Source organism: Pseudomonas frederiksbergensis (assembly GCF_017114915.1).
GTDB classification, from domain to species: Bacteria; Pseudomonadota; Gammaproteobacteria; order Pseudomonadales; family Pseudomonadaceae; genus Aquipseudomonas; species Aquipseudomonas frederiksbergensis_I.
On record NZ_JAAUOE010000033.1, the window covers coordinates 51,956 to 64,481 of the forward strand.

Sequence of the window (12,526 nt, forward strand, 5' to 3'; positions counted from 1 at the left end):
CGGAAAAGACTGGACGCTTCGTCGGAAGTTTTTTTGGGTGCTTGGGCAACAAGGCGACTGTATCGTGGATTTAACAGTCTTTTTCCTTGCGCGGTTGCACAATGTCGGTTTCGGGCGGCTATAAATATGGAACTTTTGCCAAAGGCCCAAGATCATAGACGGTGCCTGAAAACAAGGGACAGTGTCGGCTTCGGTGCGGGACTTGCGGTTGGGTCCTTGCTGACGGAATCCGATGACAAGATTATTCGCGCAGCCGGGTAAATCCGCGCTGCGCTTTTCGTGCGTGCCAAATCAGAGCCCGCAGGAAACTTGCTTGGAGGGGGAGAACTTTTGCGAGAAGCCCGAGTCTATGTTTGCAAGTCTGGTCGTTCAGTGATGCAAGCCTCCTCCGAGCTTATCGAGGAGTGTTCATGCTAACCCAGGAAGAGGATCAGCAGCTGGTCGAGCGCGTTCAACGCGGCGACAAGCGAGCTTTCGATCTGCTCGTGCTGAAATACCAGCACAAAATTCTCGGGTTGATCGTGCGTTTCGTGCACGACACCCATGAAGCCCAGGATGTCGCACAGGAAGCCTTTATCAAGGCATACCGTGCACTTGGTAATTTTCGCGGAGACAGCGCGTTTTATACGTGGCTTTACCGTATCGCCATCAACACGGCGAAAAACTATCTGGTTTCACGCGGCCGCCGGCCGCCGGATAGCGATGTCAGTTCCGAGGATGCAGAGTTCTACGATGGCGATCATGGCCTCAAGGATCTCGAGTCGCCAGAACGTGCATTGTTGCGGGATGAGATCGAAGGCACCGTCCATCGAACCATTCAGCAACTGCCAGAAGATTTGCGTACGGCTTTAACTTTACGTGAATTCGATGGTCTGAGTTACGAGGACATTGCCAGCGTCATGCAGTGTCCGGTGGGTACCGTGCGCTCCCGGATTTTCCGCGCCCGGGAGGCCATCGATAAAGCCCTGCAGCCGTTGTTGCAGGAAAACTGAGACAGCGGCGACAGCCAAGAGAGGAACGCCATGAGTCGTGAAGCCCTGCAGGAATCGCTGTCCGCAGTGATGGATAACGAAGCGGACGAACTGGAATTGCGTCGGGTGTTGAATGCCTTCGACGATGTTGAAACCCGCGAAACCTGGGCTCGTTACCAGATCGCCCGTGCAGTCATGCACAAGGATCTGCTGCTTCCTCGTCTGGACATTGCTGCGGCAGTCTCTGCTGCGCTGGCTGATGAAGCCGTACCGGCAAAAGCCTCCCGTGGTCCATGGCGCAGCCTGGGTCGTCTGGCTGTCGCTGCTTCGGTGACCGTTGCCGTGCTGGCGGGTGTTCGTCTGTACAACCAGGACGAGATCGCGGGTGTCGAACTGGCTCAGCAATCGAGTCAACCAGGTCTGGCCGCTCCTCAAGTCAAGGGCCCTGCCGTATTGGCAGGCTACAATGAGAGTTCGCAAGCCACTGGTCCCATGGCCAATGGCGTATTGCAAGGTCAGCCAGGCTGGCACGATCAGCGTCTGCCAGGTTACTTGCGCCAACATGCTCAACAGGCTGCACTGAAAGGTACTGAGAGCGCTCTGCCTTACGCGCGTGCAGCGAGCCTGGAAAACCGTTAAGGAGGATCATGCGCGCCATACCTCTACTTACGCTTCTGCTCAGTGGCTGGTTTGTTGTTCCAGCCCACGCCGATGAGGCCCAGGACTGGCTGAAGCGTCTGGGACAGGCCGAGCAAACGCAGAGCTTTCACGGTACCTTCGTCTACGAGCGTAACGGTAGTTTCTCTACCCACAACATCTGGCACCGCGTCCAGGATGGCAAAGTCCGCGAGCGTTTGCTCCAGCTCGACGGCTCGGCTCAGGAAGTCGTACGCATTGATGGGCATACTCAATGCGTCAGCGGCACGCTGATAGCAGGGCTGGGGGACTCACCCAACTCCGCCGCTCGTGCACTCGATCCACAAAAACTAAAGAACTGGTATGACCTTACCGTCATCGGCAAGTCGCGTGTGGCCGGGCGTGCGGCGGTGATCGTCTCGTTGACGCCTCGCGATCAGCACCGCTATGGTTTTGAGCTGCATCTGGACAAAGAAACCGGCCTGCCGTTGAAGTCATTGTTGCTCAATGACAAAGGGCAACTGCTGGAACGGTTCCAGTTCACCCGGCTGGATACTGCCGAGGTGCCTTCCGACAGTGATTTGCAAGCGGGTTCCGATTGCAAACCCATTAACCTCGATAGTGACAAGGCTTCCGCCATCAAAACGGCGCAGGTCTGGCATTCGGACTGGTTGCCACCAGGTTTCGAGTTGACCAGTAGCACCTCTCACAAAGATCCGGATACCAAAGTCCAGGTCAACAGTCTGATGTTCGACGACGGTCTGGCCCGATTCTCGGTGTTCCTGGAGCCATTGAACGGGGCAACAGTCACCGACACGCGTACCCAGCTGGGGCCAACAGTCGCTGTCTCTCGTCGCTTGACCACTCCGCAAGGCGAAATGATGGTGACCGTGGTCGGTGAAATCCCGATTGGCACCGCCGAACGGATTGCGCTGTCCATGCGCAACGATGCTGCGGCCACCAGCAAGCAGTGAGCTGATCAGCCATGCTCATCAATCGGGGGCTGGAGGGTGAGGGAGGTCGGCAATGGCTGCCCTGTCGTTGAGGCCTCGAAATGTTTTGCCGAGCATTTTCATTTGCAAATATCCCGAAAATTTTTTATAGGTCAGAGCCCCTCGGTTCTGGCCTTGTTTGTTGTTCCCGGAACAAAAATACCGGCGTATCGTTTCCGGTGTTCCTTGCTCCATATCGCTTAACCATGCTCGTCGTAACGGGAGCCGTATGTCGATACCACGCTTGAAGTCTTACCTCTCTATTTTTGCCACCGTGCTGGTGCTCGGTCAGGCGGTCACTGCGCAAGCGGTCGAGTTGCCTGACTTCACGCAACTGGTCGAGCAGGCCTCGCCCGCGGTGGTGAACATCAGTACCACCCAGAAGTTGCCGGACCGCAAGGTGTCCAGTGAGCAAATGCCAGACCTTGAAGGCTTGCCGCCGATGCTGCGCGAGTTCTTCGAGCGTGGCATGCCGCAACAGCCACGCTCGCCTCGTGGCGATCGCCAGCGCGAAGCGCAGTCCCTGGGTTCGGGTTTCATCATTTCGTCTGACGGCTACATCCTGACCAACAACCATGTGATCGCCGACGCCGACGAGATTCTTGTACGCCTCGCCGATCGCAGTGAGTTGAAAGCCAAGCTGATCGGTACCGATCAGCGTTCCGACGTCGCCTTGCTGAAAATCGAAGGCAAGGATCTGCCGGTTCTGAAACTCGGCAAATCGCGGGATCTGAAACCTGGTCAGTGGGTCGTGGCCATCGGCTCGCCGTTCGGCTTTGATCACACTGTGACTCAAGGCATCGTCAGTGCCATAGGCCGTAGCCTGCCGAACGAAAACTATGTGCCGTTCATCCAGACCGACGTGGCGATCAACCCGGGTAACTCCGGTGGTCCGCTGTTCAACCTGGCGGGTGAAGTGGTCGGCATCAACTCGCAGATCTACACCCGCTCCGGCGGCTTCATGGGTGTGTCGTTCGCAATCCCTATCGATGTGGCGATGGACGTTTCCAATCAGCTGAAAAGCGGCGGTAAAGTCAGCCGTGGCTGGTTGGGTGTAGTGATCCAGGAAGTGAGCAAGGATCTGGCTGAGTCGTTCGGTCTCGATAAGCCGGCCGGTGCGCTGGTGGCGCAGATCCAGGACGACGGCCCGGCTGCCAAGGGTGGACTGCAAGTGGGCGACGTGATCCTGAGCATGAACGGTCAACCGATCGTCATGTCCGCTGACCTGCCACACTTGGTGGGTGCGCTGAAGGCTGGCTCGAAAGCCGATCTCGAAGTGATCCGCGAAGGCAAACGCAAGAATGTCGAGCTGACCGTCGGCGCTATCCCTGAAGAAGGCAAAGAGCTGGAAGCCATGCCTAAATCCAGTGTCGAGCGCAGCAGCAATCGTCTGGGCGTTTCCGTGGTGGAATTGACTGATGAACAGAAGAAAGCCTACGACCTTAAAGGTGGCGTGGTGATCAAGGAAGTTCAGGACGGTCCTGCTGCCCTGATCGGCTTGCAGCCGGGCGATGTGATCACTCACCTGAACAACCAGGCGATCGGCTCCGCCAAGGAGTTCACGGACATTGCCAAGGCGCTGCCGAAGAACCGCTCGGTGTCGATGCGGGTTCTGCGTCAAGGTCGCGCCAGCTTCATCACCTTCAAACTGGCTGAATAAACCGGTTGTCGGCTGAATAAAAAACCGCCTCGAAAGAGGCGGTTTTTTTGTGTCTGAAGCGCTTAGCCCATCATGTCCTTGACCATGCGCTCCTGCTCCATCAGCTCACGTTGCCGCGCATCGATCCGCGATGACAACGGGAAGTTGCTGCCCGCCTTGCGCTTGGCGAAGTCCAGTTGCTGGATCGCCTGGCGATAATCGCCGACCAGCGCAAAGTATTCCGCACGAGCCTGATGCAGGCCGATGATGTTGCCCGACAGGCCGCGAGTCTCGGCCACCATGTACCAGACGTCCGGGTCGTCGGGACGGGTCTTGAGCAGGTTCTCCAGCGCTTTTTCCGCATCGGCCGCTCGATTCTGCTTGAGCAGCAAGTCAACCCGCACCTGATTCAGCGGGTAGTTGCCGGGATACTGAGTGAGCATCCGGTCAACCCGTGACTGTGCATCGGGCAGGCGATTGTTGGTGATGTCCAGATCGACCTGCGCCAGGTTGTAGATGATCTCGTTCGGCGATTTGGCCAGCAGCAGCTTGAGGTTCTCGCGAGCCTCATTCAACTGGCCGCCTTTGATCTGGGCGATCGCCAGGCCATAGCGCGCGACGTCGTTTTTCGGGTTTTCATCGAGTTGAGCCCGAAAGCGCTTGGCGCCCAGGCCGGGGGTTTCTTCATAGATCAGCTGCACGCGCGTCCGAATCAGTTGGTAGCGCATGCTGTCTTCGATACCGCCCGGCTTGGCCTGTTCGGCGCGGTTGCGGGTGTCGGCGATCCGCGATTCGGTGACCGGGTGAGTCAGCAGGAATTCCGGTGGCTTGGCGTCGAAGCGATACTGGCGCATCAGTCGTTCGAACATGGTCGGCATTGAGCGTGGATCGTAACCGGCCTTTTCCAGATTCATGATGCCGATGCGGTCGGCTTCCTGTTCGTTCTGGCGTGAGAAGCGTCGTTGTTCCTGAATCGCCGCTGCCTGAGTACCGGCAATGGCTGCGATCCCGGCATCGCCCGCGCCGGCCGCGGCAATCACGATCCCGGCCAGCAGTGCAGCCATCATGGGTACTTGCATGCGTTGCGAAGCTTCGACGCCACGTGCGAAGTGACGTTGCGACAAGTGCGCCAGTTCGTGGGCCAGAACCGAGGCATATTCGCCTTCGGTCTGAGCATTGAGGAACAAGCCGCCATTGACGCCGACGATCCCGCCCGGCGCGGCAAAAGCGTTGAGCTGCGGGCTATTGATCAGGATGAACTCCAGGCGTCGGTCATTGACCTGGCTGGTCTCTACCAGCCGGTAGACGCTGGACTCGACGTAATCCTTGAGTTGCGGATCGTTGAGCTGCGACACCTGGCTGCGCAACAGCGCCAGCCACGCACGGCCCAGTTGATGTTCCTGTTGCGGCGAGACGATGGCAGAACTGGCGTCGCCGAGTGACGGCAAGTCGTCAGCGAAGCCCGGTGAGGCGAGCAGGCAAGCGAGCGTCAGCAGGGTAGGGCGCAAAAAAGTCATGCACAAAGCCTTAGTCGACAAAGACCTTACTGTAGCCGGACACTACACTTGGGACCAGATATTCTAAGCTCTCAACCCCTGCCCCGGAGTGATTCGATGACTGACGCTGTAACCCACGATGCCGAGCTGGACGCCAGCGGTCTGAATTGTCCACTGCCGTTGCTCAAGGCCAAACTGGAACTCAACCGGCTGGCCAGCGGTGCGGTACTCAAGGTGATCGCCACCGATGCGGGCTCTCAGCGCGACTTTCGCACCTTTGCCCGATTGGCCGGTCATACGCTGCTTCGTGAGGAAGATGAGGCGGGCGTTTACCGCTATTGGTTGAAAAAAGCCTGAAACCTGCTGCGTTCGTTCCTAAGGATTATTGATGTTCAAAGTGTTACGCGACTGGATTCAGCGCTACTTCTCGGATGAAGAGGCCGTGGTGCTGGCGGTGCTGCTGTTTCTGGCATTTACCGCCGTGCTCACCCTGGGTGGAATGCTTGCGCCCGTATTGGCCGGGATGGTGCTGGCGTATCTGATGCAGGGGTTGGTAGTGACTCTCGAGCGCCTGCGCCTGCCCGGTGGCGCGGCGGTGGGGCTGGTCTTCGCGCTGTTCATGGGGCTGCTGCTGGTCTTTATCGTCGTTGTGGTGCCACTGCTCTGGCATCAACTGATCACGCTGTTCAACGAATTGCCCGGCATGCTCGCCAAGTGGCAATCACTGTTGTTGCTGCTGCCCGAGCGTTATCCGCATCTGGTGTCGGATGAACAAGTGCTACAGGCGATTGAAGTGGCGCGCGGCGAGATCGGCAAGTTCGGCCAGTGGGCGCTGACGTTTTCGCTATCGAGTTTGCCGCTGCTGGTGAACATCATGATCTACCTGGTGCTGGTACCGATCCTGGTGTTCTTCTTTCTCAAGGACCGGGAAATGATCGGTCAGTGGGTCCGCGGTTACCTGCCGCGCGAGCGGACGCTGATCACCCGGGTCGCCCAGGAAATGAACCGGCAGATCGCCAATTACATTCGCGGGAAAGTCATCGAAATTTTCATTTGCGGTGGTGTGACCTACATCGCGTTCGTGGCGCTGGGGCTCAATTACGCGGCGCTGCTGGCATTGCTGGTGGGGGTATCGGTGGTGGTGCCTTACGTGGGGGCGGTGGTGGTGACCGTGCCGGTGCTGCTGATTGCACTGTTCCAGTGGGGCTGGAGCGATCAGTTCATCTATTTGATGGCGGTCTACGGGATCATTCAGACGCTGGACGGCAATGTGCTGGTGCCGCTGCTGTTCTCGGAAGCGGTCAACCTGCACCCGGTGGCGATCATCTGCGCGGTGCTGTTGTTTGGCGGGTTGTGGGGCTTCTGGGGGGTGTTCTTTGCGATTCCTCTGGCGACGCTGTTCAAAGCCGTGCTGGATGCCTGGCCGCGCAAGGAGCCGATAGTGGCGCCGCTGCTTTAACGGTCAGGCCTCTTCGCTGGCAAGCCAGCTCCTGCAGGAGCTGGCTTGCCAGCGAAGGCATCCAAATAGACGCCAAAAAACTCAGGCCTTGTTCAGCGCCTGAGCAGCAGCCAATACCGCATCCACATGCCCCGGCACTTTCACGCCGCGCCATTGCTGACGCAACACGCCATCCTTGTCGATCAGGAACGTGCTGCGATCCACGCCCAGGTACTCCTTGCCGTAGAGCTTTTTAAGCTTGATCACGTCGAACAGCTGACAGATGGCTTCGTCCTTGTCGCTGATCAACTCGAAGGGGAATTGCTGCTTGCACTTGAAGTTTTCATGGGACTTCAGGCTGTCGCGAGATATACCGAACACCTCTGTGTTGGCCGCTTTGAACGCCGCGTACTGATCACGAAAACCCTGACCCTCTGTGGTGCAACCCGGCGTGCTGTCCTTCGGATAAAAGTAAATCACCACTTGCTTGCCTTTGAGGCCCGCGAGGCTGACGGTTTGTCCGCTGGTGGCGGGTGCTTCGAAGTCGGCAACCGGTTGGTCGATGGCTACGGCCATGAAAGCTTCCTTACATTGGGTTTTGTGGGCGCCACGGCTCAATCAGTGCGTCCAGGTTCATCGCGTCGGCGAAGTCCAGGAACTGGTCACGCAGCCAACTGATCTGGGTTCCGGCCGGCAAGGTCACGGTGAACGTGGCGTTGAGCATGGTGCCGCCGGTCTGCGGGGCCTGATAGGTGTCGCAGGTCAGGTTTTCCAGCTCGACGTTGTGATCCATGAAGAACTGGCACAGCTCGTTGATGATGTCCGGGCGGTAGGCCGAGCTGACGTAAGCGACATACGGCAGGGCCTGAGGACGGTTCTCCAGGGCTGCGCTGCGCACCACGTTGACGGTGAAGGCATGCCGTTTGGCCAGTACTGGCAGGCTGCCTTCGAGACGCGCCAGGGCGTCCCAGCTGCCGGAGATCTCGAGGATCAGCGCACTGCATTCGCCATGACGCGTCAGGCGAGAGGTAACCACGGCGCAGCGGTTTTCATGGCTGGCGCGGCACAGAACGTTAGTCAGCTCCATGGGGTTGGCGCCGAGGGCACTGATAACAAGGAATTGTTCGCGAACTGTGGGGGTGGACATGCAGCATTCCTAAAGCGATGAGCGGTCGATACTGGTATGGGCTTTATTTGCCGGGGACACGCCTGCGGATGCGAATTCAGAAAACCCGGCCGAAGGTTGCAACGTGCTCCAATACGGCGAGAGCGAGGGGTGGCAACGCAGGATCGGGGCTTGTGATGCCGAAAATGGAGGCAGGAACCCGGCGTACGAGCTGATCAGTACCGATCAAAGTCTGAAGGGTAGCGAAAAGCAGCGCCAAGGGGAATGGCAGCAGCGCAGTACTTCGCTTGTGCAAGCATCTTGGCGCCAGTACCATTACCGCTCTCTTTTTCCGGCAGGAGCGGTTGCATGATTGCGGGCAGTATGGTGGCACTGGTCACACCCATGGATGCACAAGGTCGTCTTGACTGGGACAGCCTGAGCAAACTGGTGGACTTCCACCTGCAAGAGGGCACCAACGCCATCGTGGCGGTCGGCACTACGGGTGAGTCGGCCACGCTTGACGTGAACGAGCACATCGAAGTGATTCGTCGCGTGGTTGCCCAGGTTGCAGGGCGTATTCCGGTCATCGCCGGTACGGGCGCCAATTCGACGCGCGAAGCGATCGAACTGACCACCAATGCGAAGAACGCCGGTGCCGACGCGTGCCTGCTGGTAACCCCTTACTACAACAAGCCGACGCAAGAAGGCCTGTACCTGCACTTCCGCGCCATCGCCGAAGCGGTCGATATCCCGCAGATTCTCTACAACGTGCCGGGCCGTACCGCGTGCGACATGCAGGCCGAGACGGTGATCCGCCTGTCGACCGTGAAGAACATCATCGGCATCAAGGAAGCCACGGGCGACCTGCAACGCGCCAAGGACATCCTGGCCGGCGTGAGCAGCGACTTCCTGGTCTATTCCGGTGACGATGCGACCGCGGTCGAGCTGATGCTGCTGGGCGGCAAGGGCAATATTTCGGTGACCGCCAACGTTGCACCGCGCGCCATGAGCGAGCTGTGCGCCGCAGCAATGGCCGGCGATGCCGTCAAGGCCCGGGCGATCCACGAAAAGCTGATGCCGCTCAATAAAACCCTGTTTATCGAATCCAACCCAATCCCCGTGAAATGGGCACTGCATGAAATGGGCTTGATGCCGGACGGTATCCGTCTGCCGCTCACCTGGCTCAGCGCTGCCTGTCACGAACCGCTGCGGCAGGCCATGCGCCAGTCCGGCGTCCTGGTTTAATTGAGGAAGTACAACGCATGAAGCGAATGGCCGGACTTTCCGCACTTGCCTTGATTATCTCCAGCACCAGTGGCTGCGGATGGATCTGGGGCCCGGAAGGTTACTTCCGTGACCGTGGTAGCGATTACCTGGAAGCGCAACAGACTGCACCGATGCAACTGCCACCGGATGTCAGCACCTCCAAGCGTCTGGATCCGCTGTTGCCGATCCCGCGCAACGTGGCCGACGATACCGTCAAGGGCGAATACATCGTGCCTCGTCCGCAGCCGCTGTCGGCAGCGGCTGATATCAGCGCCTACTCATTGCAGAAGAGCGGCGATTCGCGTTGGATCATGGCTCAGAACCCGCCGGCCGAAGTCTGGCCAGTGGCCGTGCAGTTCTTCCAGGACAACGGTTTCCGTCTGGACGAACAGCGCCCGCAAACCGGTGAATTCACTACTACCTGGCAGCATTCCGATGAACTGTCTGCTGCCATGGCCAAGCGTCTGAGCGCGGCCGGAGTCGGCGCCGACAGCGAAACCCGGGTACGGGTGCGTATCGAGCCAGGCGTGCAACGCAATACCAGTGAAGTCTATGTGGTCAGCGCCGAACGTCCTGCCGGCAGCACCGCCAACGTGGACTTCACCAATCGTTCGGTCAATACCGGCCTGGACGCGGCACTGGTCGACGACATGCTCGCAAGCATGAGTCGCACCGCGGAGAAGGGCGGTTCGGTCTCCATGCTGGCTTCGCGTGATTTCGATACGCCAAGCCGTGTCAGCCTGACCGAAGATGGTAGCGGCAACCCGGTGCTCAACGTCGGTACCGACCTGGATCGTGCCTGGTCGAGCGTCGGTCGTGCGCTGGAACAGGGCGAATGGCGAGTTGAAGACATCAACCGCAGTCTGGGCCTGTACTACATCAACCTCGCCGAAAAAGCCGAGAAAAAGGACGAGCAGCCAGGTTTCTTCGGCAGCCTGTTCGGCAGCAAGCCGAACAAGGAAGAAGTTGAAGCCCGCGCCGAGCGTTATCAGGTTCGCCTGAGCAAGGTCGGCGAGAACGTACAAGTCACCGTCGAGAAGAACATCAATACCGTGGCGCCAGCAGACGTGGCGCGTAAAGTGTTGACCGTGATTCAGGACAACCTGGGCTGATCACATGCGTTTTGCCGTTCTCGGCAGCGGTAGCCAAGGGAACGGCACGCTGGTAGCCAGCGATGACACGTATGTACTGGTGGATTGTGGTTTCTCCCTGCGGGAAACCGAAAAACGCCTGCTGCGCCTTGGGGTGAACCCTGCGCAGCTGAGCGCGATACTCGTGACCCACGAACATGCCGACCACGTGCATGGCGTGGGTTTGCTGTCTCGGCGTTACAATCTGCCTGTCTACCTCAGTCGCGGGACCCTGCGCGGGATGCGCAAACCGATTGAACCCGCAGGCCTTCTGGCTGGCGGCGAACAACTGCAAATCGGCCCTCTGAGCATCGGCGTCATTGCCGTGGCCCATGATGCGCAGGAGCCGACGCAGTACGTCTTCAGCGACGGTCAGCGGCGTTTCGGCCTGTTGACCGACCTGGGCTCGTACTGCAACAAGGTGCTGGACGGCTATCGGGATCTCGATGCATTGATGATCGAGTCCAACCATTGCCGTGACATGCTGGCTCGCGGTCACTACCCGTACTTTCTCAAGCAACGGGTGGGCGGCGAATTGGGACATTTGAACAACCATCAGGCGGCATTCCTGGTGGCCGAGTTGGGCTGGCAAGACCTGCAACACCTGGTCCTGGCCCATCTGAGCAGCAAGAACAACCTGCCGCAGCTGGCCCGGCAATGTTTTGTCGACACCCTCGGGTGCGACCCGGACTGGCTGCAACTGGCCGATCAAGATTCAGGGCTCGACTGGCGATACATCGCCTAGCCCACCTACTTAGCAAGCGGAGCCCATCATGGAAAAACGTGAAGAACTCTACCGCGGCAAAGCCAAATCGGTTTACAAGACCGACGACGCTGACCGCTTGATCCTGCTGTTTCGCAACGACACTTCGGCGTTCGACGGCAAGCGCATCGAGCAGCTCGACCGCAAAGGCATGGTGAACAACAAGTTCAACGCCTTCATCATGCAGAAACTCGAAGAAGCCGGCGTGCCGACTCAATTCGACAAACTGCTGGGCGACAACGAATGCCTGGTGAAGAAACTCGACATGATCCCGGTCGAGTGCGTCGTGCGTAACTACGCCGCCGGCAGCCTGGTCAAGCGCCTGGGCGTGGAAGAGGGCATGAAGCTCAACCCTTACACCTTCGAACTGTTCCTGAAGGACGACGCCAAGGGCGACCCGTTCATCAACGAATCCCACGTCGTGGCATTCGGTTGGGGCACCGCCGAGCAACTGGTTCGCATGAAAGAACTGTCGCTCAAGGTCAACGAAGTGCTGAGCAAACTGTTCGACGACGCCGGCCTGCTACTGGTCGACTTCAAACTCGAATTTGGCGTGTTCTCCGACGGTTCCATCGTTCTGGGTGACGAGTTCAGCCCGGACGGCTGCCGTCTGTGGGACAAGGCCACCGGCAAGAAAATGGACAAGGACCGCTTCCGTCAGGGCCTCGGTGATGTCATCGAATCCTACGAAGAAGTTGCCAATCGTCTGGGCGTACCGCTGTAATCGACGCAAGCATCTGATAGCACGGAAAAAAATCGCTAAAGGGGGTTCGCTTCCGGCGATTGTGCTGTTATGATGCGCGCCGTTGGAGAGATGCCAGAGTGGCCGAATGGGACGGATTCGAAATCCGTTGTACCTTCACCGGTACCTAGGGTTCGAATCCCTATCTCTCCGCCATTATTGAATAAGACTAAGCCCCTGTAATCGTTGAAGATTACAGGGGCTTTTTCGTTTCTGAGATTTGATGCAGGGCATTGTCAGGGCAGAAATCCCGGCAAGAGGATTAGTCGTAGAAGGCCTCATCGTAGCGTTAAAAAGTGATGCCTAATTTTACGCCGTATTCGTCCCTGGTTTGTTTGTCGAAAT

General features: G+C 58.5%; 13 protein-coding genes and 1 tRNA gene. 11 read left to right on the forward strand and 3 right to left on the reverse strand.

Annotation, left to right across the window (positions count from 1 at the left end; translation table 11 throughout):
- The first annotated feature begins 410 nt into the window (after nucleotides 1–410).
- The 4 genes from rpoE (at nucleotide 411) to HCU66_RS20855 (ending at nucleotide 4,259) form a co-directional block, all read left to right on the forward strand.
- Nucleotides 411–992 carry an RNA polymerase sigma factor RpoE/AlgU gene (gene rpoE, locus HCU66_RS20840; RefSeq protein WP_003172477.1) on the forward strand — a complete coding sequence of 194 codons (582 nt, stop codon included), beginning with the start codon at nucleotides 411–413 and terminating at the stop codon, nucleotides 990–992.
- A 30-nt stretch (nucleotides 993–1,022) separates the two neighbouring features.
- On the forward strand, nucleotides 1,023–1,610 hold the full coding sequence (locus HCU66_RS20845) for a sigma-E factor negative regulatory protein (RefSeq protein WP_205890361.1): 588 nt from the start codon (nucleotides 1,023–1,025) through the stop codon (nucleotides 1,608–1,610).
- A gap of 8 nt (nucleotides 1,611–1,618) precedes the next feature.
- Entirely contained in the window at nucleotides 1,619–2,581 is a 963-nt protein-coding gene (locus tag HCU66_RS20850) for a MucB/RseB C-terminal domain-containing protein (RefSeq protein WP_205890362.1), read from the forward strand.
- A gap of 247 nt (nucleotides 2,582–2,828) precedes the next feature.
- Entirely contained in the window at nucleotides 2,829–4,259 is a 1,431-nt protein-coding gene (locus tag HCU66_RS20855) for a DegQ family serine endoprotease (protein WP_205890363.1), read from the forward strand.
- A gap of 62 nt (nucleotides 4,260–4,321) precedes the next feature.
- Here the strand turns inward: HCU66_RS20855 and HCU66_RS20860 are convergent, their stop codons facing one another.
- Nucleotides 4,322–5,755, reverse strand: a complete 1,434-nt coding sequence (locus HCU66_RS20860; protein WP_205890364.1) for a M48 family metalloprotease — start codon at nucleotides 5,753–5,755, stop codon at nucleotides 4,322–4,324.
- 96 nt (nucleotides 5,756–5,851) lie between these two features.
- Between HCU66_RS20860 and HCU66_RS20865 the strand changes: the two genes are divergently transcribed.
- Together HCU66_RS20865 and HCU66_RS20870 are read left to right on the forward strand one after the other, a co-directional pair.
- On the forward strand, nucleotides 5,852–6,091 hold the full coding sequence (locus tag HCU66_RS20865) for a sulfurtransferase TusA family protein (RefSeq protein WP_007898654.1): 240 nt from the start codon (nucleotides 5,852–5,854) through the stop codon (nucleotides 6,089–6,091).
- A gap of 31 nt (nucleotides 6,092–6,122) precedes the next feature.
- On the forward strand, nucleotides 6,123–7,193 hold the full coding sequence (locus tag HCU66_RS20870) for an AI-2E family transporter (RefSeq protein ID WP_205890365.1): 1,071 nt from the start codon (nucleotides 6,123–6,125) through the stop codon (nucleotides 7,191–7,193).
- A gap of 81 nt (nucleotides 7,194–7,274) precedes the next feature.
- On the opposite strand, the gene HCU66_RS20875 is transcribed toward HCU66_RS20870, so the two are convergent.
- The gene (locus HCU66_RS20875) at nucleotides 7,275–7,748 is read right to left on the reverse strand and encodes a peroxiredoxin (protein WP_205890366.1); all 474 of its coding nucleotides are present in this window, start codon (nucleotides 7,746–7,748) and stop codon (nucleotides 7,275–7,277) included.
- A gap of 10 nt (nucleotides 7,749–7,758) precedes the next feature.
- Complete coding sequence (locus tag HCU66_RS20880; protein WP_007898662.1) at nucleotides 7,759–8,319, reverse strand: glycine cleavage system transcriptional repressor; 561 nt, start codon at nucleotides 8,317–8,319, stop codon at nucleotides 7,759–7,761.
- Nucleotides 8,320–8,646: 327 nt separating this feature from the next.
- On the opposite strand from HCU66_RS20880, the gene dapA reads away from it, so the two are divergent.
- The 5 genes from dapA to HCU66_RS20905 all read left to right on the forward strand — a co-directional run bounded on the left by dapA (nucleotide 8,647) and on the right by HCU66_RS20905 (nucleotide 12,337).
- On the forward strand, nucleotides 8,647–9,525 hold the full coding sequence (dapA, locus tag HCU66_RS20885; RefSeq protein WP_007941448.1) for a 4-hydroxy-tetrahydrodipicolinate synthase: 879 nt from the start codon (nucleotides 8,647–8,649) through the stop codon (nucleotides 9,523–9,525).
- Nucleotides 9,526–9,542: 17 nt separating this feature from the next.
- Nucleotides 9,543–10,658, forward strand: coding sequence for an outer membrane protein assembly factor BamC (gene bamC / locus HCU66_RS20890; protein WP_205890367.1), 1,116 nt, complete (start codon nucleotides 9,543–9,545; stop codon nucleotides 10,656–10,658).
- A 4-nt stretch (nucleotides 10,659–10,662) separates the two neighbouring features.
- A complete protein-coding gene (locus tag HCU66_RS20895) occupies nucleotides 10,663–11,421 on the forward strand; it encodes an MBL fold metallo-hydrolase (RefSeq protein ID WP_205890368.1) in 759 nt (252 codons plus the stop codon).
- Nucleotides 11,422–11,449: 28 nt separating this feature from the next.
- Nucleotides 11,450–12,163, forward strand: coding sequence for a phosphoribosylaminoimidazolesuccinocarboxamide synthase (purC, locus tag HCU66_RS20900; RefSeq protein ID WP_205890369.1), 714 nt, complete (start codon nucleotides 11,450–11,452; stop codon nucleotides 12,161–12,163).
- 84 nt (nucleotides 12,164–12,247) lie between these two features.
- A tRNA-Ser gene (locus HCU66_RS20905) sits at nucleotides 12,248–12,337 on the forward strand.
- The last annotated feature ends 189 nt before the right edge of the window (nucleotides 12,338–12,526 follow it).